Source organism: Pseudoalteromonas sp. SG43-3, assembly GCF_014164385.1.
Classification (GTDB): Bacteria; Pseudomonadota; Gammaproteobacteria; order Enterobacterales; family Alteromonadaceae; genus Pseudoalteromonas; species Pseudoalteromonas distincta.
Map to the genome: position 1 here is coordinate 55,717 of NZ_JACJFC010000009.1, position 25,771 is coordinate 81,487.

20 protein-coding genes and 1 riboswitch are annotated in these 25,771 nt (G+C 38.5%); of the genes, 6 read left to right on the forward strand and 14 right to left on the reverse strand.

Going from position 1 to position 25,771, the window contains the following annotated elements; all coding sequences use genetic code 11:
• Position 1: 1 nt before the first annotated feature.
• The 6 genes from H5157_RS10145 to H5157_RS10170 form a co-directional block, all read right to left on the reverse strand.
• Positions 2–1,342, reverse strand: a complete 1,341-nt coding sequence (locus H5157_RS10145) for an SPFH domain-containing protein (RefSeq protein WP_182724633.1) — start codon at positions 1,340–1,342, stop codon at positions 2–4.
• Positions 1,335–1,673, reverse strand: a complete 339-nt coding sequence (locus H5157_RS10150; protein WP_024595217.1) for a hypothetical protein — start codon at positions 1,671–1,673, stop codon at positions 1,335–1,337. The genes H5157_RS10145 and H5157_RS10150 overlap by 8 nt, the downstream gene beginning before the upstream one ends.
• 235 nt (positions 1,674–1,908) lie before the next feature.
• Entirely contained in the window at positions 1,909–3,396 is a 1,488-nt protein-coding gene (locus H5157_RS10155; protein WP_182724634.1) for a hypothetical protein, read from the reverse strand.
• 583 nt (positions 3,397–3,979) lie between these two features.
• Positions 3,980–7,072, reverse strand: a complete 3,093-nt coding sequence (locus H5157_RS10160; RefSeq protein ID WP_182724635.1) for a pilus assembly protein — start codon at positions 7,070–7,072, stop codon at positions 3,980–3,982.
• 555 nt (positions 7,073–7,627) lie between these two features.
• Positions 7,628–8,038, reverse strand: coding sequence for a hypothetical protein (locus tag H5157_RS10165; RefSeq protein ID WP_004336087.1), 411 nt, complete (start codon positions 8,036–8,038; stop codon positions 7,628–7,630).
• A 501-nt stretch (positions 8,039–8,539) separates the two neighbouring features.
• A complete protein-coding gene (locus H5157_RS10170; RefSeq protein WP_024609350.1) occupies positions 8,540–8,947 on the reverse strand; it encodes a hypothetical protein in 408 nt (135 codons plus the stop codon).
• A gap of 378 nt (positions 8,948–9,325) precedes the next feature.
• Here H5157_RS10170 and H5157_RS10175 point away from each other — a divergent pair, with 378 nt between their 5' ends.
• Positions 9,326–9,874: a hypothetical protein gene (locus H5157_RS10175; RefSeq protein WP_182724636.1), complete on the forward strand. Its 549-nt coding sequence runs from the start codon at positions 9,326–9,328 to the stop codon at positions 9,872–9,874.
• 75 nt (positions 9,875–9,949) lie between these two features.
• Here the strand turns inward: H5157_RS10175 and H5157_RS10180 are convergent, their stop codons facing one another.
• From H5157_RS10180 to H5157_RS10195, 4 genes are all read right to left on the reverse strand, one after another.
• The gene (locus H5157_RS10180) at positions 9,950–11,200 is read right to left on the reverse strand and encodes a sodium:proton antiporter (protein WP_182724637.1); all 1,251 of its coding nucleotides are present in this window, start codon (positions 11,198–11,200) and stop codon (positions 9,950–9,952) included.
• Between the two features lie 280 nt (positions 11,201–11,480).
• Entirely contained in the window at positions 11,481–11,888 is a 408-nt protein-coding gene (locus H5157_RS10185) for a hypothetical protein (protein ID WP_101162764.1), read from the reverse strand.
• 188 nt (positions 11,889–12,076) lie between these two features.
• Entirely contained in the window at positions 12,077–12,889 is an 813-nt protein-coding gene (locus H5157_RS10190; RefSeq protein ID WP_182724638.1) for an alpha/beta fold hydrolase, read from the reverse strand.
• Between the two features lie 42 nt (positions 12,890–12,931).
• Positions 12,932–13,564, reverse strand: coding sequence for a hypothetical protein (locus H5157_RS10195; RefSeq protein WP_182724639.1), 633 nt, complete (start codon positions 13,562–13,564; stop codon positions 12,932–12,934).
• Positions 13,565–13,852: 288 nt separating this feature from the next.
• Between H5157_RS10195 and sbcB the strand changes: the two genes are divergently transcribed.
• Positions 13,853–15,298: an exodeoxyribonuclease I gene (gene sbcB / locus H5157_RS10200; RefSeq protein WP_182724640.1), complete on the forward strand. Its 1,446-nt coding sequence runs from the start codon at positions 13,853–13,855 to the stop codon at positions 15,296–15,298.
• 993 nt (positions 15,299–16,291) lie between these two features.
• On the opposite strand, the gene H5157_RS10205 is transcribed toward sbcB, so the two are convergent.
• Positions 16,292–17,173, reverse strand: coding sequence for an NAD(P)-dependent oxidoreductase (locus H5157_RS10205; protein WP_182724641.1), 882 nt, complete (start codon positions 17,171–17,173; stop codon positions 16,292–16,294).
• Positions 17,174–17,294: 121 nt separating this feature from the next.
• Between H5157_RS10205 and H5157_RS10210 the strand changes: the two genes are divergently transcribed.
• Both H5157_RS10210 and H5157_RS10215 read left to right on the forward strand, forming a co-directional pair.
• Positions 17,295–17,855, forward strand: coding sequence for a glutathione peroxidase (locus tag H5157_RS10210; protein WP_024595202.1), 561 nt, complete (start codon positions 17,295–17,297; stop codon positions 17,853–17,855).
• Between the two features lie 88 nt (positions 17,856–17,943).
• Positions 17,944–18,924 (forward strand): 2-hydroxyacid dehydrogenase, encoded by a 981-nt coding sequence (locus tag H5157_RS10215; RefSeq protein ID WP_182724642.1) that lies wholly within the window; start codon positions 17,944–17,946, stop codon positions 18,922–18,924.
• Between the two features lie 94 nt (positions 18,925–19,018).
• Here the strand turns inward: H5157_RS10215 and H5157_RS10220 are convergent, their stop codons facing one another.
• Positions 19,019–20,341: a sodium-dependent transporter gene (locus tag H5157_RS10220; protein ID WP_007375800.1), complete on the reverse strand. Its 1,323-nt coding sequence runs from the start codon at positions 20,339–20,341 to the stop codon at positions 19,019–19,021.
• A gap of 141 nt (positions 20,342–20,482) precedes the next feature.
• On the opposite strand from H5157_RS10220, the gene H5157_RS10225 reads away from it, so the two are divergent.
• Positions 20,483–21,241, forward strand: coding sequence for a 4'-phosphopantetheinyl transferase superfamily protein (locus H5157_RS10225; RefSeq protein ID WP_182724643.1), 759 nt, complete (start codon positions 20,483–20,485; stop codon positions 21,239–21,241).
• 46 nt (positions 21,242–21,287) lie between these two features.
• Here the strand turns inward: H5157_RS10225 and lysC are convergent, their stop codons facing one another.
• Positions 21,288–22,679 (reverse strand): lysine-sensitive aspartokinase 3, encoded by a 1,392-nt coding sequence (gene lysC, locus H5157_RS10230; RefSeq protein WP_182724644.1) that lies wholly within the window; start codon positions 22,677–22,679, stop codon positions 21,288–21,290.
• A gap of 75 nt (positions 22,680–22,754) precedes the next feature.
• A riboswitch (Lysine riboswitch) is annotated at positions 22,755–22,927 on the reverse strand.
• A gap of 101 nt (positions 22,928–23,028) precedes the next feature.
• Positions 23,029–24,276, reverse strand: coding sequence for a sodium:proton antiporter NhaD (nhaD, locus tag H5157_RS10235; RefSeq protein ID WP_101217585.1), 1,248 nt, complete (start codon positions 24,274–24,276; stop codon positions 23,029–23,031).
• Between the two features lie 222 nt (positions 24,277–24,498).
• Here nhaD and H5157_RS10240 point away from each other — a divergent pair, with 222 nt between their 5' ends.
• The gene (locus tag H5157_RS10240; RefSeq protein WP_182724645.1) at positions 24,499–25,770 is read left to right on the forward strand and encodes a hypothetical protein; all 1,272 of its coding nucleotides are present in this window, start codon (positions 24,499–24,501) and stop codon (positions 25,768–25,770) included.
• Position 25,771 lies beyond the last annotated feature (1 nt).

Here is a 25,771-nt window from a genome sequence, read left to right on the forward strand (position 1 = left end):
TTTATTTTTTCTCTTTTTCTAAACGCTTTTTAAGACTTAATGCAGCATCGGCGGCTAATAAACGCATAAATTCAGAGCCATTACTTTGCTCGCCTTGGCCTGCGCCTATTACAATTTCAGGCACTAAACGGCTATTACCTAAGCTTGTATATAAAGCGGTTTGAATTTTAACTTCTGCTTTTAGTGTTTCATCAAATACATACTTTGGATCAAGTGCAGCAGACTTAGCTCTTAAACGAGCCTCAGCTAAAACGTCCATACCTAATGCTTCTAAACGTTGTTGCTTTAAAATCTCTTCTTGCTCTTTCGCAAGCTCCGCTTTTACAGCCACTCGTTGCTGCGCAGAAATAATGGCATTTGCCTTAATTCGTTCAGCATCAATTTGCTCTTTTATTTTTAGCTTTTCAGATTCAGCACGTTGCTTAGCAATTGCTTGTTCACCTAAAGCCACTTCAGTACGCGCTTGTTGCTCTGCTTTTTTAAGGTTTTGACGCGCTAGCGCTTCATCAGCAGCAGCTTGCTTTTGGGCTTCAAGGCGAGCATTTACTTTGCTTTCGTAGTCAATATCAATAATGCTGGCATCAACTACTGTAATACCGTAAGCGCCTAAAATGGGTGCATTACGCAGTGTATTACCTTCATCATCCATTTTAATATTAATAGTGACACGTTGCTGTTTACTTAAATTACCTAAATCGTCAGATTTATCGCGCTCGCCCGTACTAATAATTTGTTCAGTAACAAAAATACCGTTGGTTAATTGATCAGCAAAATCTTGACTTAATTGACCATTACCACCAGAGTAATGTTGCTCTACCGACATCATACGCGCCGACGCTTTTACATTTTCAGTGGTTGCACGCATTAATAAATTAGATATTAATGTTTCTTGTGAACCAAACTCTTCGTGTATTTTAAGTAAACCACGTAAAGCACCCGATTCTGCTGCTGGTACATTGCCTGGCAATCTAAAACGAGAAACACCTCGTGCGCCACCTGTTGTGGTATCTAAAAATCGAATCGGAATTAACGGCACAATTGCACTTGCTGTTGCACCGGCATCGCCCGTAAAGTTAATCGAAATTACTTTTTTATAAGCAGATGTACTACCAAATGCTTTTAAGTAAGGGCCTGCTTGATTTATTACGGTTAAGTTACCTGTAAAAGCCGATTGATGTACTAAACGCTCATCTGCTTCATTCCACGAAACAACTTGCGATGTAAGGGTTGCTATCACTACCAATACAACAACAATTGATGACACTATAATTACATTACGACGACCAAATCGACTCATAAATGAGTCACTTTTTACTGCTGGGACTGCTTTTTCGCTATCCATTTTTATTACTCTCCATGTTTAATTTCTTTTTAACAAAGTAAATAATTTCCTGTTCACTCAAATGTGCGCAAAAGCTACCAGAGCGATGTAACTCAACAAATGTTGCAAGGATTTCTTCTTTACCTTTAGCTGTTTTATCTTGGTTTTCTTGTGTTTGATTTTTTTCTGTTAGTTGAGTGATTAGTTCATCAACTATCGTGTCTTTATCAAACAGTACGTTGTATTCCTTGGATTTTCTTACCCGACTTTTATGTACGTTGCTGTAAATTACATAAAGTGCAACGCATAAAATAATAACAAGTAAACTTAACCCTATAATATAAAAAATCATAAGCTCTACTTAAATTAGTTTAAATACTTAACGAGCAATAACAATTGTAAGCATCACTTAACAAATGTTAACCCGGTAATTTTACAGTAAACCCGAGTAAAAAACAGATTAAAAATAAAGTTCATCAGGTATACAGTTATAAGCGCACATAAAAGTAAGCTTTTTCAAACAAAAAATGCCAGTCAGTTATTAACTGACTGGCACTAAGCTAATATTCATTAAAGTGCTTTTTACATTATTCGCATGGCCCCCAATCAACACCATTTTCACTGCACTCATGCAGCATTGTTCCATCTTCTCGGCGAGTCTCTCTAAACCATTGCCCTTCAATTGTTTTTATAATACGTACGTTGTCTGTGGTTTTGTATTTACGCCAAAAGCTAGCATCAATAGATGTTTCGTCATCAAACTTATAGGGCATAGCAGCGAGTACGGTCACTAAATCTTGAATTTCTAAGTCAGTAGCTTTGTCTTTAACATTTACCCAATCAGATAATGTTTGAAAGTCGGCATTTTCTTCTCTAAAGGCAAAGTCAGTTTGGTAAAACGATCCTGACTCAGTATAGCTAATGCTAAAACCTCGCTCGAACGGTGTATCTAAATTAGCACTAACGCATTCATCTGCTGTTGGGAAGTTAACCGATGGGCTAGTATTAGTAACGCCATAAAGCACATTGCTTTGCTCAAAACTAACGCTCTCAATGCTAGAGCATCGGTAAGTACGATCGGCGTTAATGTAAACATCGTCTCTAACTGTTAATTTTCCATTTAACGATTCTTCGCCCCAAGGCGTATCTATTGAATCCAATCGAGACAAAATAACGTCAATTTTGTCGAGTTCGTCTGTATTTTGAAGCTTTACTTGCTCATAAATAAGTTCAGCGCCTGCAAAAATAGCTTTGTCGCGGTACCATGCATTTTCAAACCCATACTCTGCATCTTTTGCTGTGTCTTGATAAATCACTGCTCTTACTTCTTCTGCATCAGGATACTGAGCATCTAGCTCTTGCTTGAATTTATAGGCCGCTTTTAGTCCCTTAACAATTGCTTGTGCTCTGTCGTAAGCGTCGCTGTCGTTAGTAGCGATAAAATCTGAGTAAATTTGCTCTGTCGACAAATTATAATGCGCAACCAAGTTTTGCATAACATTTGTTATTTCGCTTTGAAGGTTTGCAAGTAGCTCAGTATTTTCTTTAAGTGCATCACAACTTAAATTATTGTTACCACTTTTTTGTAATTGAAGGCTCAACTGCTCCCAAATAACGGTTGTTAAAGGTGATATATTTCGAATATCTTCATCAGTCAAAGCCTCAATTGAGGGTGGAAATGACATTTGATACGCTTGTGTTACCTCGCCTAAGTCCTCGTCAATTGCGCCAACCGGTACATCAACGTACATAGTTGAATACGGCACACACAGCGCCTGCTCTTCTGTAAAATTAAAACTATAATTACCCGATTCTTCAGAGACTACAGAAGGTTCTGATTGCTCGTCAAAAGTACCATCGCCATCAATATCCAGCCATACTATTGCACCATATACATAACCATCAATAACCTTTCCTGTAAGAGAGATAGTGTTAACTTCTACGGGATCTACTTTTATAGGATCTGGCTTAGCTACAACTGGCTCTACAACGGCCGCTTTATCACCGCCACCACATCCAACAAGGCCTAGCGTAAACGCTAATGAAATAGCTAACTGACTTTTTTTAAAAAACATACAAAGACTTCCTTTTTTGCACTTTAATTATTATTAAAAATCATATTGTTATAAGTTACTTTAATACAAAATAAGTAATGCCAATCTGCTTATATATTGGATCTAGTTAACGTTAAGAAAATTATGCTAGAACGAGGCAAAAATTTTTGTATCTAGTTGTTCTAAATAAAATTTTAACGACGTTATAGTGCAATTTAATTTGTTAAATTACTCAAAGATTTATGCAGGTTGGTATAAATTTAAACAACAGAAATTTATTGAATTTTTATGGGGGGATGGCAACAAGTTAACATGCCCTGTACCTATATAGTGACACACCATGTTATATTTAGCTCTTACATTTGTTAATTAAATATAACAAATGCCAGCTATTATTAACCACTATGGACTACAGGCACCCAATCTAAAGGGCTTGAGTGATAGGCAGTATTTTGTAAATGAATGTGTATTATACATGGGTTGGTTTAGAGCCCTTCGAAAACTCTAAACCAATTATATAAGCAAACCATTAGCATTTTTGATTTGCTCTTAAAATTAAAAAGCCACCTAACTAAGGTGGCTTATGTTTATTGCATTGTGTTTTTTAAAGTGCCTGAGTATCGTTTTCTTCGCGTTTATAAATATATGTTTGTTGGGTTTTAAAGCCAAAACCAATTGGTTCAGCGCCATTTACTAGCTTAACTTTTCCACCTTCAACATTTAAATTTGGCCCAAGTATTTCAATAGCTTTTATCGGCTTATCAGAACCTTTAACCCCAGGGCCTATTAAATAAAACTGACTAACTTGCGTTACATCCGTTGCATCATCCCAATCGCACTTACCATCCGCATCATTATCTGCACACGACGGGCCTTCCCCAAAAAATAGTTTCGGTGTATCTGGTACATCATTACTTGTTGCAAATTTCACATCGTCATAAACCTTCGTTCCATAATGCAAATGAAAGGCATAAAGCGAACCACCGCCACCCGTTAACGAACATTGGTTTTGCGTTGATGATGAAGATGCAGGCGTAAAGGAAGTAAAGTAAGCAACCCCACCAACGACTGTTGCTGCAGCAAGAGACTTTTCACCCGTCCCTAATTCGTATCGCCACCCTTTAAATTCGGCTAACTTAACTTCAAGATTAACAAATTTATCAACGTCATCAAGTGCGTTACCAAATGGGTCTTCATTCATTTTCATTAAATCATCTGGCACTATTGGGGCTGGAAATTCAGTAAATATTTTTGTTAGGGTGTTTTCATCACGGATCATATACAACTGATCTTGCTCATTAGTAGCAAGTGGGTTTGAACGATTTCCGCTACCTATAACTATTGCGTCGTACGGGGTATCTAAACGGGTGGTGATCATTTCACCACCATAATTGGTTTTAGTAACTTTACTAAACAGCGTTCTAGCAACTAATGGTTTGTAAAAAAAACGTCTGTCTTGCGACGCTAATGTACTGCCAAGCTCCGCAAGTTTAAAATGGGTAATATCACCTTCATCTTCACTAGGAATATCTACTCGCCAAATATTACCACCTGTATCGGTTGCATAAATTCGGTCAATATACCCGTCGTAATCTGAGTCAAGCGTAGTTACATCCGCTGCAATACTGTGCTCTCCGGTAAAACCATGTTCATCTGGAGTCAGCGCCCATACCTTTTCGCCAGTTTTAGCATTAACAATGTAGATACCTAGCCCGGTTTCATCTGTTGTTCTAATCGCATTATCTTTGTTTGTATCGTAGCCTGCGCCAAATATTAGCAATGGATCCTCACCAAAGGCTTTAATGTATGCAATTTGAGGTTTAGACCATGTTTGCGCTAAATATTTAAATTCTTCTGAGCCACCAACAATAGGCTTATTCCATAATTTTTTAGGTTTTTTTGGGTCACTTATATCAAGCGCGTAGTAATTATTACCGCCTCTGCGCATACCTGCAAATGCCCACACTTCATCACCATCACTTGCTCTAATAACACCATCGTTTAACCCTTCGCTATTTGAGCCTTTATTATTAAAGAACACACTTATAGGCCCATCCATGCCATACACTTTTGTATTTGCAAGATTACTACGCAAAGCAGGAATGTTTTTTAATAAGGCAGCAGGTGTAAAAGCCCACTTTTCTTCAACAGTATCGCCTTTGTCTTCAAACATATGTAAAAAGCCGGCATTAGTACCAACAAGTATGTGAATACTTCCATCGCCGTAATCTATAGATACCGGCTTTGAATGCAAAGGGTCGCCAAAAATATTGATTCGCTGATCTACTGATGAGTTATCACCATCTTCATTGTCAACATCAACCCCTCGTGCCCAGCTAATATCACTCTCCTGTAAAGTTAGCCCGATATTAGGAATCAAATCAGGGGCAAGATCGGTAACTGTACCTGTCGCTAAATTTAAAATGGTTTGTACTTTATCAAAAGTAAAATCAATAATACTGCCCGTTTTATCTATGTAGATTTTACGGCTATCAGGGTCTAAAGTTGATAAAAGTAAATTTACGCCACCCTGGGCTACTAAATTCCCATCTGCAGGCTTATTAGTTGGCAGCCAAAATGTTCGCGCTTTCTCATCAATTAACCCATTTTCATCAAGGGCTATTTGATCAGTTGAATCGACTATATTTGCGCCTGACACTTTTAGCTTTTTTAAATTCCCGCTCCAACGTGCGCCTGTTTCTGGGTAAAACATCGCAAAGTAAATTGACTCTCGGCTACGTGTTTGGTCAACATTATTACTTGCTACCGTAGGAGATGAAAAACTATCGTTAACTTCGCGTATTTTCGATATTGTATTATTAAGCGCTTCAGAAAGTTCAGTTGATGTATCTGCATGTAAGTACTCGCCGCCGCCCAATAAAGCGGTTTTTTCTAATAACTTTTTACCATTTGTACTCATGCCACTACCAAAACCGATAGTAAAAACGCGTCCGGTATCAGCAACCTCTGGCGTAGTATCGTACAAGTCAACTTCAACATCTCTTGTACCATGTATTATCTGAGCTAAAGCGGCTAGATAACTATTACTTGTTTTAGAAGGATTTGAGCCAAAAGTAGATTTGTATAATGATTTGATATCATCGTTTCGGTTAGTATCACTTTGAGGATCACCGTCAGTCATCAAAATTAAATTGATTGAATTATCACAACGTACATCGGCACCAACTGCTTGGGTAAATGGTGATATGTATCGAGAGTTATTGTCGTAATATAGCGAACCAGTTTCAGCAGAAAAATCCCGCTCATTTGAGTTTTGTCCGTAGTACACTTTCTGACCTGTTAGATACAAATAGGCTTCCCATAGGGTTTCTGTAACTGGGGTACTACCAGCCGCTGGTAAACTGTGAATTTGGCTTAAAATTGTAGAATGGGGAGATCCAAGACCTGCCATAATATAGCCGCCATTATCATTTTTAAAACGCATCAAACCAAAATCGATAGAGCTATTATCAGTAACCAACTGACTCATTGCACTGATGCCGGCATCTACTTTTCTAATACCGTTGGGTAAAAAGTTTTTCATACTTCCAGATGTATCAAAAACAATGATTACACGTGGTTTTTCGTCGGTTTCAACATTATGGTTTACGTATAGCTCTATATCTTCGGCAAATACAGAAAGGCTAATACCCACCCCGAATAACAAGGCAGCTATTTTTTTTAGTTTAAATTGCATTTTTAAATCCCTTTATTTGCGCTTTTTATTTTTATTGCGCAAGTTAATAACTACTCTATTCCCTGTTTAATTTTTAGTAAGATTGAGGTGGGACTAAAAATAAAACAAAAGTCATATCTAGCTATTCATCACAAAACAGTGATTAGCATCCACGTGGCGTCAATGCTATAAAATATATATTACTTCGATTTTTAAATAAAAACAGACTAAAGTCAAAGACATTAGGTTTTATTATCAATTAAAAACAACAGCTTAAATAAAACAATCCCGTTTTACTGCACAGTTGAATCATGCTAAAAAACTATATTTTTACCTATGTTTCTATATTTATAGATCTATGTTTTAGGTAACAAGTACTTACCAATATAAATTAGTAACGTAAGACTCTAAAAATCACCTTTAAAAACACTATTATTCAGTAAAACTGTTTTATTAAAAGAAGTGTGTTTATAGGTAACTACGGTTATTCAAACATACAAAAAAGCCCATATTAGGTGCTACCTAATATGGGCTTTTATACTCTCGCTAAATTATAAGCGCTTGATACAAGCATTCTTATAAAGATAACTCTTTTTTAGCGCGAGTTAAGTTATGTGTTACAAGTGAGTTTTTAGAAATTTGAACCGCTTCATATAAATCAGAAATACCAGCAGTGTCTTTTTGAGCCTTAATACGTGCTACACCACGGTTACTTAATGCAAACGATGTAAGTTCACGTACTTTTAAACGCGGACCATGGCTTTGCTTAAGCAATGCAATTGCTTGTGTACAAATAGCTTCTGCTTCTTCGTAGTTTCTTGCTTCAACATTTAAAGCACAGCTATTAAATGACTTTTCAAATGCGGGTGCTGCAGTTACAGAGTCTTCAATAACCATTAATTTATAATCACCTTGATTAGCCATTGCAGCAGCTGAGCAAGTTAATAATGAGCCAAGAGCGATGGTTTTTAAAAGTGTAAATTTCATGATTATATTCCTAATTAGTTAAGTCGTACTTGTTGCCGACAACTTAACTTTAGAGTGTTAGCTCAATTACCACAAACGATAAAAACAAACCTAATAAGTGAATAAATCTAACCTATAGACTTTAGTCTAACACTTGTAAAAATACTTAGTAATTACAATTAGTTAAAAACCATGAAAATCACTAAACAATAAATAGCAAAATACATTTTTTTATTTTTTAATAATACCAATTCGCTTAATTAAGTGATCTATTTTGAGGATGGAAAAACGTGTTGATAGCTAGGCAAAAAATTCGCTATTTGGTTGTTCTAAATGAGAATTTTTTAACGCAGGTAGCGACACGTTTAGCCCCGCAAAATGATTATGTATTATTGCGAATTGGTATAACACAATACAAAGTTAATAAACACGAAAAAGCCGATGTTGGGGTTTAACCCAATATCGGCTTTTTTACTCTCGCTATTTTATATTATGCTTTAGTAAGCACTTTATAAAAAGACCTTATAGAGATAATTCTTCTTTAGCGCGAGATAAGTTGTGCGATACCATTGAGCTGTTAGACAATTTTGATGCTTCGTATAAATCAGCAAGTGCAGCTGTATCGTTATGCGCTTTTAAGCGTGCAACACCACGGTTGCTTAATGCGAATGACGTAAGTTGGCGTACTTTAAATTTAGGGCCATCTGCGTCTTTTAAAAGTGCGATTGCTTTAGTACAAATTGCTTCAGCCTCAGCGTAATTTTTTGACTTAACATTTAGTGCGCAGCTATTAAATGATTGCTCAAGTGGCTGTGGCGCTGTTGCAGTTTCAATAACCATTAATTTGTAATCACTTTGATCAGCCATTGCAGCAGCTGAACATGTTAATAGTGAGCTAAGAGCGATAGTTTTGATAAGTGTAAATTTCATGATTAATTTCCTGTAAGTTAAGTCGTACTTGTTGCCGACAACTGAACTTTAGAGAATTAACACAACCCCGACAAACGATTAAAACAAACCTAATAAGTGAAGAAAATTAACCTATAGACCTTAGTCTAATACGTTTAAACTTTTTCTATATATTTAAACAACTTACGCACCAACAATCGTGCCTAAAATCGCTACTTTACGTTTTAAAATGTATATAATTATTTATGCTTTTTTTTAGTTGGTTTTATTTTAAACACCTTACTTTGGCATAGCTGAGTAACTATCAAACAAATTTATACATTTAATTACATGCAATACTAAGTCATGTATTTATAATTACAGCTCTGGTAACTTTTCATCATTAATGGGTTAACTTTTTTGAAACACATACTTCCTCTTTTTGTTTTATTAAGCACGCTTTTATTATTTAGCCAAAATGCTAACGCAAGGCTTTTGCTCGGTAATGACATGCCTAACACCGGTATGTTTATAAAATCAGAATTTAATGGCGATAGCAGCATTACATCTGCAGGTGTAGAAATGATGGTTAAGCAAAATTACAGTAACTTTGGTGTTGTTTTTACAAGCGCAATTGGCGCGGCAGTAATCGATAATAAACAAGGCGAGCAAGAAGAATTTATAACGTGGGACAATGGCATGAAGCTTGGTTATTTTAATGACTTTTTTATATACGCCGAGCTTGGCTTAGATCTGTTCGAACTCGCCTTTAAAAACGATAGAGGCGATAACACCTACCAAATAGAAAAATCGAACAACGACATAGATGGCTACGCAGGTATAGGTGCGGGTTATCACTTTAAGCCATTTAAAATAGAAGTATTTACCCGTGCGCGCCAAATAGATGGCGACTACTGGGAAGCACAAGAACATATTTACAGCGGTGTGCAGCTCAGCTTTACGTTTTAATTGCCCTTTTTTTTATAAGAAAAATAAAAAGCGTGTGAAATACAGCTATTTCACACGCTTTTTAAAAAATTATATTTAACGGATAGTTTTGGCTACTTTACCAATACTCAAACCCTGAATTAAAATAGAAAACACCACAACCGCATAAGTGAGAGCCAATAAAATATCGCGCTCGTTCCCATCAGGTAGTTGCAATACCAGTGCAACCGAAATACCACCACGCAAGCCACCCCAGGTTAAAACTTTCCACGCACCAGTTGGCAACTCTAATTGCTTATTAAATGTAGTGGTTGTTATACCCACAACAATTAAACGTGCCATTAACGCTATTAAAATTGTTAAGCCACCAGCAATAAACAAATTACTCGAAAATGCAATCATGACGACTTCAAGCCCTATGAGTACAAATAAAATGGCATTTAAAATTTCGTCAATCAGCTCCCAAAATAAATCAACGTAATGGCGTGTTTTGTCGCTCATAGCCATACTGCGACCATGATTACCCACCATTAACCCCATCATTACCATTGCAAGTGGGCCCGACAAATGCCAATGGCTAGCCAATGCATAACCACCAATAACGCCTGCTAAAGTAAGTAGTACTTCTTCTTGGTAACTATCAATACTTTTAAGTAAGTAATATAAAATACCACCTAGTACCAAACCAAAAACAATACCGCCACCGGCTTCAACCGCCAGCGTGTGTGCCACATAATAGGTTGTAGGAATATCACCACTTGATAAAACACCCAATAAAAGCACAAAAATAACCACGCCTATACCATCGTTAAACAACGATTCACCCGCAATCACGGTTTCAATACTTTTAGGCGCACCCGCAGATTGTAAAATTCCCATTACCGCAATCGGATCGGTTGGCGATATTAACGCGCCAAACAGTAAACACCAAATAAACGCTAAATCAAAACCGAGCAAAGGAAGCACTAAATAAAGCGCACCAGCAATAATAACCGTAGATAGCAACGTACCAACACAGGCCAAAATACCTATTGGCAATTTATAGCGCCTTAAATCGCTAACATTTACATGTAGCGCCCCAGCAAAAAGTAGCATAGAGAGCATGCCATCGAGCAAAACTTCAGTAAAATCTAACTGATCTAGCAAGCTCACTTCGTAATCTATAAGATCATCAAACCCTAAAAAGCCCAAAAATATAGCGCCGATAGATAAAAGCATCGAAATAACCATAACGCCAATGGTTGTTGGCAAGCCAATAAAGCGATGGTTTACATAGGTGAGTAACGCGGTAATTGATAAAAATATCGCACTTATTTCAAGTACGCTTAGGCTGGTTCCTGGTGCCATGGTTTAAATCTCAATATTTATTTAATGATGCCTTGCTCAAAACAAGCAAAGCAGAAGGGTTATTATTTTTATACGGTTATCTCGCATTATATTCGTGTAGCCTAAACAAGCATACCCAAAATATTAATTATAAATACACACCCTACTCTGTTAACGTATTTAAAGTATTAACTCACGCGTTAAATAAAACAAAAAAGCCCATGTTAGGAATTAACCTAACATGGGCTTTTTTACTCTCGCTATTTTATAACATGCTTTTGGTAAGCACTTTATAAAGTGTTTATAAAGAAAGCTCTTCTTTAGCGCGAGTTAAATTGTGCGATACCATTGTACTTGTAGACATTTGGTTTGCTTCGTATAAATCAGCAAGGCCAGCAGTGTCGTTGTTCGCTTTTAAACGTGCAACACCACGGTTGCTTAATGCGAATGACGTAAGTTGGCGCACTTTAAATTTAGGGCCATCTGCGTCTTTTAAAAGCGCAATTGCTTTAGTACAAATTGCTTCAGCCTCAGCGTAATTTTTTGACTTAACATTCAGTGCACAGCTATTAAATGATTGCTCAAGTGGCTGTGGCGCTGTTGCAGTTTCAATAACCATTAATTTGTAATCACTTTGCTCAGCCATTGCAGCAGCTGAACATGTAAGTAGTGAGCTAAGAGCGATAGTTTTGATAAGAGTAAGTTTCATGGTCGTAGTCCTGTTGGTTAAGCCGTGCTTGTTGCCGACAACTGAACTTTAGAGAATTAACACAAAATCGACAAACGATTAAAACAAACCTAATAAGTGAATAAATCTAACCTATAGACTTTAGTCTAATGCCAAATTACTAATTTACGGCAATTGGTATTTATAAAAACAACCAACGAAACTTAAACTTATTTAGTGCGTTCAAGCAACTTAACTACTTGGGCTACAAACATTTCTGGCTCATCATTTTGCGGGTAGTGATAGCTTTTATTTGTTATAACTATTTCACCTTGAGGAAAGGCATTAGCCCACTTTGAATGTAAGTCGCCCCACATTTCACGCGCTTTGTCGGTAAAAAATAATACCGATGGCTTTTTATATTTTCTAACTGAGGCGATAACAGTCACGGGTACATCAGCAATTTGTGGATAATCAGGCAGCGGGCGTTTTGCCCAAAAATCTAAATACTGATTCGACATGCCATTTTTCATGTCATCAAGCTTTATTGCTGCAATTTCTTTTTCAGCGCGTGGCAAATCAATCGCGCGCATAATATCTACATCGTGCTCTGATGCAGGCTCAATCAACATCAACGCTTTAATCTTATTAGGGTATGTTGCAGCAAATACACGCGCAATATAAGCACCATAAGAGTGCGCAACATACACAACAGGCTCTTCTATTTTCAGTGTTTTAAGTAATAACACAGCCTCAGCTGCATATTCTTCTGAGCTATAGTTTTTCTTTATTTGTGCAGAGCCGCCATTACCAATACGAGAATACCGTATAACTTTAGCGTGCTTGGTAAGTGATTCAAAAACCGGGTCCCAATCACTTAAACCAGCAGAACCGCCCGCTTCAAGTAAAATAGTATGTTTACCTTTACCAGCTAGCTCGTATTCAACCTCAAAGCCATTTACTTGAACTTTAGCCAGTCCAGCTAAGGCACTAGTAGATATAAGGAATGAGCAAAGGAATGTTACTTTTAATTTTAATCTCATTGCTTTTTGAACCAAAAAATCTCTTATTAAGATTTATTTATATTATTTAGTACCTAAAAGAGAGCCGCTGACGATCCGTTCCCAAACTTGCTTATCAAAATATATACCAGAAACTTTACATGCTACTTCTGCAAATTCGATGTGCGAAGGGGAATTAAATTGAAAGTGATTACGGTCACGAAGTACTTTGCTTGTGTGGTAAATAACATCAATAGCTACCAATAATAACCCACCGGTATGAAATTGGATCGATGATTTAAATGCAAATCTATCTTTAGGCTCTATATTAAGTGGTGCATTAAACCATTCTTCAATTTTACTCTCTCGACTATATATTTTCTCAGATAGGTTTGCTGAGACTTGATTTAGATTTTTTATCAATAATCGAACCTCTTTTGAAGGTATGTCTTTTGATGCTGCCAGTTCAAGTAATAGACTATTAACAAAACTCATATCTAGCTTACGTAGCCCTGAGTACTTCGATTTTAAATTTGAGTCGAAGTCATCTAATAACCCTTTGATATGGCTAGCAAACATATCTTTAATTATTTCAAATTCATCATATAAAGCTTTATTTTGTGCTTTGACTCTGTCATTGAACATTTTTACAGTAAAATAGTGCCCCATATAACCACCAGCTAAAGCACATAGAAGTCCAATTATCATATTTACCATTAATCACTCTCTCCATTAGTCAAAGCCGCTATTAATTTAATGTTTAAAATGCTTATATTCCCTATTTATAAAATATTACCCTTATAACTACATTAATAAAGACATTTGCACCACACTAACTAACAATATTGGCGACTGGTATTATTACATTATTAAACATCACTAACACATCTTTATCACCAGAACCTATAAACTCCCTCGCCCATATGCCATAATCTAAATAATTCATTATTTTAGTAACTTGGCGCGTATATAGGCGCTTTTAAGTTAACTACTCAGGGTTTTCAAATGGCATATCAAGAGCAAAATCAAGCAACAATCTATTGGCACGACTACGAGACTTGGGGAGCGAGCCCTCAAAAGGATAAACCTAGCCAATTTGCGGGTATTCGTACCGATCTTGATTTAAATATTATTGGCGAGCCGCTTATTGAATATTGTAAGCCGCAAGCGGATTACTTGCCTCACCCTGAGGCGTGTTTAATTACGGGTATTACGCCACAAGTGGCGATGAAAAAAGGCTTGGTTGAGGCTGAGTTTATAGCAAAAATTCATGCCGAATTTAGCGTGCCAAACACCTGTGTTGCCGGTTATAACAGTATTCGGTTTGATGACGAAGTAAGCCGTTATAGCTTTTACCGTAACTTTTACGACCCATACGAGCGTGAATATAAAAATAACAATAGCCGATGGGATATTATTGATTTAGTACGTGCTTGTTACGCGCTGCGCCCTGAAGGGATTGAATGGCCGTTAAAAGAAGACGGCAGCCCAAGCTTTAAGTTAGAACATTTAACCGTAGCTAATGGTATTGAACACGCCGCAGCGCACGATGCGCTAAGCGACGTAACCGCCACTATTGCACTGGCTAAACTAATAAAAGAAAAACAGCCAAAGCTGTATAACTTCTTTTTTGGACTCCGTGGCAAAAAAGCCCTTGCTGAATTGGTTGATGTATTTAACATGACGCCGCTGGTGCATACCACATCGCGCATACCTGCAACACAAGGCTGTACAAGCTGGGTTGCACCAATGAGCTTTCATCCGGTAAATAAAAACGCGGTTATTTGTTTTGATTTAACCCAAAATCCACAAGTACTCATTGATTTAAACGTAGAAGAGTTACGCAAACGCTTATACACCAAACGTGTAGATTTAGCCGAGGGTGAATTACCTGTTGGCTTAAAACTAGTGCATTTAAACAAGTGCCCTATTTTAGCCCCAGCTAAAACATTATTGCCTGAAAACGCCGCCCGCCTTGGGATTGACCGCGAGCAATGCTTAGCTAACTTAGCTATTTTAAAAGCCAATACCGACCTTCGCGATAAAGTAACCGAAGTGTTTAACGAGCAAGGCGATTACAGCGCAACTACTAACGTTGACTACTTACTTTACGATGGTTTTACAAGCCATGCCGATAAAGCTAAATTTGCGATTATTCGCGATGCTAAACCAGATGAATTGGCTGGGTTGAAGTTAGACTTTGAAGATAAAAAGTTTAATACATTGTTGTTTAGATACCGCGCCCGTAACTGGCCTGAAACGCTAAACCAGCAAGAGCTTGACCAATGGCGCCAGTATTGCCAAAACAAGTTAATACACGGGGAAGATCAACCGTCGATTAATGCGCAAGATTTTATGATCACCCTTGAAAACCTAGCGCATGAACATGACGACAGCGAAAAAAATCTTACAATTTTAAAGGCGCTGTATAACTACGCTCAAAGCATGTAATTTTGTTTGTATAACGCATTAAAAACGCGACGCTTTAGCAATAAAGCGTCGCGTTTTTGTTTATAAATATCTGTACCACTTCAAACAAAGCAAAATCTATTTCACAAAGAGAAGCGAATGAGGAGTAAATGAGAAAACATAAAGACCAACAATCTTTTTTATCTATCACTGCCTCTAAAAGCGCAGCGCCTCATAACCTCATTGTGAATAAATCTTACGGGCTTTGCCCGTCACGCAAGCAAGCTTCGCGTCTACAAATTAAACCCACAGTTAAACTTTGGCGGTAGACGTTGAGCTTGCTCACGTGAAAAGCACCGCTTTTGATTACTTAAATAAACACTATTCACAAAAGAAGCGCATGAGGAGTAAATGAGAAGACATAAAAACAATAACTTTTTAGATCTATTACTTCCTCTAAAAGCGCAGCGCCTCTAAACCTCTTTGTGAATAAGTCACTTTTACGGGCTTTGCCCGTCACGCAAGCAAGCTTCGCGTCTACAAGTAAAACTCATATCTACACTTTGGGGTAAACGTAGAGCTTGCTCACGTGAAAAGCGTAGCTTTTAATTACTTAAATAAAAATCTATTTCACAAAAAGAAGCGAATGAGGAGTAAATGAGAAGACATAAAAGCAACAACCGTTTTAAACTTATTAATTCCTCTAAAAGCGCAGCGCCTCTAAACCTCTTTGTGAATAAATTACTTTACGGGCTTTGCCCGTCACGCAAGGAAGCTTCGCGTCTACAAATTAAACCCACAGTTACACTTTGGCGGTAAACGTAGAGCTTGCTCACGTGAAAAGCGCAGCTTTTAATTGCTTAAATAAAACTCTATTCACAAAGAGAAGCGAATAAGGAGTAAATGAGAAGACATAAAACAACAATCTTTTAGATCTATTACTTCCTCTAAAAGCGCAGCGCCTCATAACCTCTTTGTGAATAAATTACTTTACGGGCTTTGCCCGTCACGCAAACAAGCTTCGCGTCTACAGCGTTACTTTTTATGTAGCGCTTCAATGCGTGCTAGTAAGCTTGAGGTGTCGTATCTGCCGCCGCCAAGTGCTTGTACGTCGGCGTAATATTGATCGACCGTTGCGGTCATTGGTAAAGTAGCGCCATTGTTTTTAGCTTCATCGAGTGCAATGCCTAAATCTTTACGCATCCAATCTACGGCAAAACCAAACTCATATTCCCCTGCCCACATTGTTTTATAACGGTTTTCCATTTGCCACGAACCGGCAGCACCTTTAGAAATGGTTTCTATAACTTTTTCACCATCAAGCCCAGCTTGCTTGGCAAAATGTAAGCCTTCAGCTAAACCTTGCACTACACCAGCAATACAAATTTGATTAACCATTTTACAAAGTTGTCCCGAGCCAACGCCGCCTAGTAATTGGCTAAAACGACTAAACGCCGCCATAACTGGCTGCACTTTAGCAAATACGGCTTCCCTACCACCCGCCATAACCGTTAATACGCCGTTTTCGGCGCCAGCTTGTCCGCCCGATACAGGCGCATCTATAAAGTCGATATTTTGCAGAGCCGCTTTTGCAGCCACTTCACGTGCTACTTCAGCTGAGGTTGTTGTGTGATCAACCAAAACAGTGTGCGGCAGCATGCCCGCTAACACGCCGTCGTCGCCATACACTACTGAGCGTAAGTCGTCATCGTTACCAACACACATAAATACAATGTCGGCATTGTTGGCAGCTTCGCGCGGGGTTGATGCAAAGCTTCCTGAATGTTCTGCAGTCCACGTTTGTGCTTTAGCTTGTGTGCGGTTATAAACGCATACGCTGTGCCCTGCTTTTGCTAAATGCCCCGCCATTGGGTAACCCATTACGCCTAAACCTATAAATGCGACTTTCATTGACATAAAAATGACCTATTTAACTGATAACTTAGAAACTAGACCTCGATTATGTCAACCGGTCGATAAAAAAGCGAATGAAAGTCTTTATAAAATTTCCTTAACGGGAAAGGTAAGTAGGTAACCTATGGACAGTATTTATCAATTTAATGCACCACTTTATAACAGCGAAAATTTTCCTCTTAGCCAGTTACAGGGCAAAACCGTCCTTATTGTTAATACAGCGAGTAAGTGTAATTTTTCGGTGCAATTAAACGCACTCGAAAAGCTCTACCAGCAATACAAAAGCAATGGTTTTACTGTGCTAGCGTTTCCGTGTAACCAGTTTGGCCAAAATGAGCCGCTTGATAATTTAGCCATAAAAGACTTTTACCAAGATCAATTTAATATCTCGTTTGAGGTATTTGGTAAGGTAATGGTAAACGGGCCAGAAACACATCCGTTGTTTAATTATTTAAAGTCGCATACGCGGGGTATTTCGCAAAATCGTGCAATTAAGTGGAATTTCACTAAGTTTTTAATTAACTCACAAGGGCAACTTGTTGCACGCTATGCACCGCGTACTAAGCCCGAAACACTTAAACAAGTAATAGAAAGCAACTTACTGCAAGCTGCAAAGTTAAGCGCTGCAAGAGGTGGTAAAAAGGTAGCATCAAAAATACCTTTGTTTACGCCAGCTAAGGCTTAATTTAAATCAATAAAATGCGTGTTACTAAAGCACAGGTTTATAAAGTAGTTTATTGTATTGATACTTATTAAGTGTCGAGGCTATTACCATGAACATTGCTTTTTTTAGTACTCAAAAGTACGAACTGCCTTTTTTTGAACAAAGTACACGCGATCATCGTGATATAAAAATAACGTATTTTGAGCAATCCCTGAGCGAACAAACGGCCATTTTAACAAACGGGTTTGATGCCATATGTGTATTTGTAAACGACACCGTAAACGACACGGTTATTGAACAATTGGCAAGCCAAGACATAAATACTATTTTACTGCGTTGTGCAGGATTTAATAATGTTGATTTACCTGCAGCAAAAGCACATAAAATTAAAGTATTACGCGTACCGGCTTACAGCCCAGAAGCAGTAGCCGAGCATTGTATTGCACTTATGCTCACGCTTAGCCGTAAAACCCATAAAGCGTATAACCGCGTACGCGAAGACAATTTTGATTTAAACGGATTGCTTGGTTTTAACTTGCACAATAAAACCGTGGGTATTGTAGGTTGCGGTAAAATTGGCCTTGCGCTGTGTAACATTTTAAATGGCTTTGGCGCTAAAGTATTAGTGTGCGACCCATACGCGCAACCTGGCAATTATACAATTACCGATATAGACACCTTGCTTAGCCAAAGCGATGTGATTTCTTTGCATTGCCCATTAACGGAACAAACTCATCATCTAATAGATGATGAGGCATTTAGTAAAATGAAAAACGGTGTTATGCTTATTAACACCTCTCGCGGGGCACTGCTTAACAGCAAAGCGTGCATTAATGCACTTAAAACTAAAAAATTAGGGTATTTAGGGCTCGACGTTTACGAGCAAGAGTCGGAGCTGTTTTTTAAAAACCACAGTGACGAAATAAACCAAGACGATATATTCTCGCGCTTAGTGAGCTTTAAAAATGTTTTAGTAACGGGGCATCAGGGCTTTTTTACCCAAGAGGCACTCACCGAAATAGCAAACACAACCCTACTTAACGCGCTTGAAGTAAATGAAGGTAGGCCTCTAACTAATGAGGTTTTATAAAGACCTAAGCTATACCTAGATAACAGGCACAAAAAAAGCGAATAAGGTGAGCCCTATTCGCTTTTTTTGTTTAAAAATTCACTTTAAATAGAGCTTAACCAAACGCAACGTTTGCAAATACCAAGGTCATTAATATTGGGCAAACAAAACGAATATACTGAGCAAACCAGTAATGTACGCCTGTTGTTGCTTGGTGTAATTTATTACCACGCTGCCACATCCAACCTACCGTAATAAAGTAAAACAAGCCCATAAGCGGCAATTGGTATTGAGTAAATAGCATAATAACTAAGCCAAATAACCAATCAAAATTTAGTATAATTGCGCTTGCACACACAAGTACAACGGCGCTCACTGCCCATGTTGCTTTGGTGCGACTAACGTTGTGGTTTTCGACTAAAAACGCTACCGGAATTTCAGTCGTCGATATAGTTGACGTAACCGATGCGATAGACATTAATACAAAAAACAATAAACCAACTAATAAGCCAATTTCGCCCATGGTGCTAAATAGCTCAGGTAAAATAGCAAAAATTAGCTGCCCTTCACCAATCAATTTACCGCCACTAAATACCTCTACACCGTTGTGCTGCGCCACATAAATAGCAGGAATAATAAGTAACCCCGCTAAAAAAGCAACGCCAGTATCAAGTAGTGCAACACCTGCTGTGAGCTTTGGTAAATTAGCATCTGGTTGTAAATACGAGCCGTAAATCATCATACAACCCACACCTAACGAGAGCGAAAAGAACGCTTGCCCCATTGCGGCAATAATTAAATTAGGGTCGAGTATTTGGCTAAAATCAGGGATTAAATACGCGGCAAAGCCTTCGCTTGCGCCATCGAGTGTTGCAATGTAGGCAATTAAACCAACAAGCAGCACAAGCAGAAGTGGCATCAAACGGCGCGACCAAGTTTCGATTCCCGATTTTACCCCTTTTAAAATAATACTGGCAGTTAAAATAAGCATAAGCGGCGTAAATACAAAATTACGCAGCACTGAGTCGCTATGTAAAAATTCGCTTGCGCCTGTGAAACCTAAAAAGGTTGTTATGGGTTCAATAGCGTACGAAAGCATCCACCCTGCCACTATTGAATAAAAACTTAGCATAACAACTGCGCCCGCAAGGCCTATGTAACCGGCTGCTGCACCTACTTTACGGCTAGTGTTTTGCCATGCATCGCCCAATGCTTTTACCGGGTTAGCTTGTGCTTTGTGACCTAAATAAAGTTCGGTATACAGCGCAGGTAGCGCAAGTAAAAATATAACAATAAAATAAACCAGTAAAAAAGCACCGCCGCCATGGTTGGCCGCTTGCGTAGGAAAACCCCAAATATTACCCAAACCCACTGCTGCGCCAGCAGCGGCTAAAACAAAACCAAGTCGGCTTTGAAACCCATCACGCACTTGTGCCATACATCTACAAATCTGTTATTATTTTGATTATTGTGAATTAAACCATATTTCATGCCAGCTGAGTAATAAAATTGTACCCAGCCTTTATTAGTGGCGTTAACCGCTCACAATATCAGCGACTTCTTTTGCTTTAGGGCTTTTATGACTGAACACTATTTTAAAAACGCCTTGAGTATTACTTCAACTCAATTGGCAAATTTGTCTTTTGCGAGTAACAGTATTTTATTATTTAATGCTAAAACACTTGAGCTTAGTGACTTTAATTTGCCCGATTGCTTAAGCCCATTTGAATTAACTATTATAAACCGCCGTAAAAGCCCACAAGCTAAGCAAGAGTATTTAGCTACGCGGTTATTGTTAAAACACCTTATTAAAGTAGCGCAGCCACAACATACGCACGTACCCCTTAATAAAATGAGTACCGAATTTGACGAAGCAAGCTCAAAGCTGCAAATACATGTAAGTGGTGATGTTATAAATACCTGTATTTCACACTCGCATGGTTTAGTTGGGGTCGCGCTAAATTTTGATAAAAGTGAGTTTGGTTTTGATATTGAAAAAGTAAGCCTAAAGCGACCGTTTGAAAAGCTTGCTAAGCATTTTTATCATAATGATGAAATTACACTTATCACCAAGCCTACTAATACTCAAGCCCAAGCAGATACGTTTTTTAGAATTTGGACACTAAAAGAGTCTCTTGCTAAAGCCACCAGCCGCCCTATTGCAAAGTTACTTAGCCCCAATGTGTTTGACGAATTAAATAGTGCAAAGCTGAGTGCTTGCAGTAATCGCGTTACTGTAGCTGATAGCAGTGACAGTAATGTTTGTTTTGATGTGAGTGTGGTGCATAAAAAAAGCACCGACTGGCGATGCTTTTTATTAAATGACTTTATTAATTAATTTTGTTAAGCAACCTTACTAGTTAATTTTCCTGAATAACCGTTATTTACGCAGCAAAATCGTTTTCTAATAAACGGCTATGAATAGACTGTACTACGTTATCTGACTCAGTTTGCTCTACTAAAAAGCACAGGTTGTGCTTACTAGCACCGTGACAAATTAATCGAATGTTAAAGTCTTTTAGTACACTCATTAAGTTCATTTCGTGTTGGCGTAATTGAATCTCAGAGCCAATAAGTGCCACCAATGTTAGGTTGTTTTCTACCGAAACATGGCAAAACTCTGCAAGCTTATCTAGGCATTCTTGATCAAGCTCTGGGCGCGAGGCGTTTTGCGCGTTATCAAGCGTTATAGCCACACTGATTTCTGATGTAGTTACCAAATCTACCGATATATTGTATTCACTTAATAGTGTAAATACGCGTGCTAAAAAGCCGCTTGCTAGTAGCATTTCTGGGCTTTTAAGCGTAAGCAATATTTGGTTTTTACGTTGCGTTACTGCGCGTATACCTGGTTGCTGCGATTTTTCACGCTCAATCCACGTACCGCCACGCTCAGGCTCTCGGCTAGAACCTACAAACACGTTAATGTGGCTACGACTCGCTGGTAAAATAGTCGCTGGGTGTAATACTTTTGCGCCAAAGGTTGCCATTTCAGCGGCTTCGTCAAAACTTAAGCGTGCAATTGGCGTCGCCTTTGCGCACAAACGCGGGTCGGTGCTAAAAATGCCCACTACGTCGGTCCAAATATGCACACTTTTAGCGTTAATCGCTTCAGCTAGTAATGCAGCGCTGTAGTCTGAACCACCACGTCCTAGCGTTGTGGTGTGACCGTATTCGTCACTACCAATAAATCCTTGAGTTACAATCACTTGAGCGTCTAATAACGGAATTAAATGATCTTTAGCAGCTTGCGCTGTGGCTGCAACATTGGGCGTTGCTTTACCAAATTGGCTGTCTGTTTTAAGCACCTTGCGCACATCAAAGCGATCGGCATTTAAACCCTGTAAACGAAGTACCTGTGCAAACAAATACGACGATAAACGCTCACCAAAGCTAAGTAGCTCGTCGTGTTGCTGATCGGTTGTTAGTGGCTCTTGAGCCAATGTTTGAAATGCTTTTAGGGTTTCGTTAAAGCCAACCGCTAAATCGGTATCTAGCGATAATTCATCTAAAATAGTTTGTTGAATAGCAAGCACGCCATTTATGTGTTCTTGGCGCTCACTAGGAGTAATGCTTGATTTACACAGTGCAACTAAGTGATTAGTTACGCCGGCACTGGCGCTCACGGCAACAATACGTACGCTTTTATCTGCAACAATAATTTCGCTACAGCGACTCATCGCTTCAAAATTTGCAACACTTGTTCCACCAAATTTGGCAACGATGTAATCTGATTTTGCGCCTGATACTGTTTGTGGCACTGATTGGGTAGTCATTTAGTCTCCTTTCGCGGTCTCCAAACCGCAATAAAACAAGAAGAACTTGGCAAAGGAATGCTTGAAGATAAGTCCACTGCCAGAAGCTCTCCACCTATATTGGTGACAGTTTTGAGGATTCAGCCCCATAAACCGAAAAACAATGACGACGTACCATTATTTTCCTCGGCGAGTACTTCCCTCCTTAATGATCATCGGCTTTCGTCGCCTAACATTAAGTACCTAAGTATCGCACCTCTTCTGAATGCTTTATTAACCAGTGGCTAATAAAACAAAACCCCACTAAGTAGCGGGGCTTTGAAAGTTATCGTTTAGACGTCTAGCTGTCAAGCATTTAATAATTTATGAGTTAAATAAAACTGCCCATGTAATACGAGCCCGCATATCCAACCGTGTAACAAATTAATAAATGCAGCGATAAACGCAAGTAGCTCATAAAGGTAAGCGCTTTAACTTTACTCATGGCAATAATGCCCGCAGCCGAACCAATAATAAGCATTGAACCGCCCACGCCCGTTGCATACGTAAACGACAACCAGTGTTGTTGGCTCATTACTATATTGGCTTTTAATAATGCAGCGGTAAGCGGTACGTTATCGACCCCTGCTGATAATATGCCCATTAAGTAGTTTGCGTATTCTGGTGCCATTACCGTGTATAGGTCGGTAAATTTACTCAACATACCAATTTCTTTAAGTGCGCCTACAAGTAAAAGTACACCTACAAAAAACAATAATGTGTCGTATTCTATATCGCGAACAAAATCGATTATGTCTTTGTTTATGTCTTTTTTGCGCATTAAAAATTGCGCCACTAAAAACATCACTGATAAGCCAAACAAAAAGGTTAATAAAGGCGGTACGCTGTAAATTACACTCAACGTAAGTGTGCTCACTACGGTAGATAAAAATATAACAGCAATGGTTATGTCGGTTTTTTCAATGCGGGTTTTACCTGCACTAGCAAACTCAACACGCCCTTTCATACCTATAGACAGTAACGCAGCAAGCAGCATAACGCTTGCAAGTGCTGGCGCTATAAGTAGTAATAAATGAGCAATGGTTACTTTGCCATCTAAAAATATCATTAGTGTGGTTACGTCACCTGTTATTAGCGATACCCCACCTGAGTTCACTCCAAACACAATAAGCGTGGCGTATTTAACGAGCTTTTTAGGTTCAAGCTTTAACGACATAACAACCGCAAGCGATATAAGCGTCGCTGTTACGTTATCTGAAATCGACGAGAACAAAAACGCAAAACCACCCACCAAAAACATGAGCTTTTTTTCGCTAATACTTTTTGGCATAACACGGTGCACAATATTTTCTATAAACCCCTTTGAATTTAAATACGCGACAAAGGTCATTGCAGCCATTAAAAATAGCCATAATGAGGCAATTTCTAAAATATTTTCGTTTAAAAGATGCTGAATCGTATCGGGGCTTTGCCCGTGTAGGGGGTATATAAAAAGAAGAATCCAGCAAAGCGTACCAAAAAACAGCGTGGTTTTAGCTTTATTTACATGGATTATATCTTCTATAACGATCAGTAAAAATGCAATCGCTATCAGGGTTAGAATAATCGAGGAAACCATGGTAGTTAAACAACCTTTGATATAGTTTTAAAGAACACACAAATAACATTCCATTTCATGTGCCTATTTTCGGCGCGAATTTTAGCACTGCCTCTATGCAAAAACTATTATTAAATGGTCTTAAAAACGAATACTATATACAGACAAGGTTAATTAAAAATACGTAATAATGAGTCTTCTAAAAGAACTCAATAATAAAATACTAGGATGTTGTAACCCCTTATGATCCCAGCTAAAAAGCTGCTAAACACCATAACCGAACATTGGGGTGTATTAGAGCTATTATTTAAACGTTTTAAAATGGCTGACTTTAGCCTAAAAGACGTACAAAACGCGATTAAGCAAAAGCAGCCTACGTGGTCAAACGAACGCATTTATAAAGAAACAAATCGTTTGTTAAACCAAGATATTTTAATTCCACTGGCTAAATCCTCTCAACTTGAAATAAATCGTGCCATTGCCGATTTTGCTACTTTTTTACTGCAAGAAGAGCATTTAGGTTTAGCACAAGAAATTAGCGTATTAGTAGAGGACCTGGCTCGTTTAGGTAACCGCCTAGATAACGCTGGCGAAATAGAAGACTTTGACGACTTACGCCGCTACAGCCGCATTATGGATGATCGGGTGCGTAAAATAATGAAGCTTTATACGCACAACGAAAACGCTATTTTAAACATTGTTGAACAAGCCAAATCAAATAATGCAGTGCAATCGCTGCAAAAGCGTTATAAAGCGGTAATAGAAGCCTTTGACGAATACATAGAGCCAATGCTTGAAATGGTTGATATTCGTGGTGAATTTCATGCGTGTTTTATCCTCATTGAAGAGCAAATAAGCAAGCAAATACTGCACATTGAGCGCTCAGGTAAAGCGTATAACGACAAACGTATGCTGGAGCAATTACGTACCCGTATACTCGAAATGCATTTAATGGGCCGAGAAAGCTTACGTAAAAGTGCCGATATGCTTATGCCGCTACGCGAAGAGTTACGTCGTAATAACTTAATTACTCGCCAAGCAGCCAAAGTACTTGGGCTTGTACGTAAAAATGGCGTAGACAATATGCTAAGTGCTGTGCAGCCAAATTTTGTAAGCGACGCGCAGCGATATTCGCTTGGTCAGCAACGCCATATTGTGGCTTACATGGCAAGCTTGGTTGAATTTGAACACGAAGAATACCAATTGCCTGACCAGCAAGACGTGCCTGCTTTTGTTACGCCTAATATTCCTGACTACAACGATGTTAAAACCAGTTTTGCTAAGCGCTTTAATAAAAAACGCAAAAAGCCGCAGCCCTTGCTGCAATTTTTAGACGAAAGCTATCCAGATCTCGATGCCGACGAAATGCTATTTTTGTATCAAAAATTAGTCAGCGACAGCGATATTAAAATAATTCAAAGCGATGAAAAAGCCCGCGTAAAAATTGCCGGTCAGCACTTTTCTTTATATCCATTTAATTCAGAGCCTCAGCCAGATCCAAAGGCAGGTAAATAAA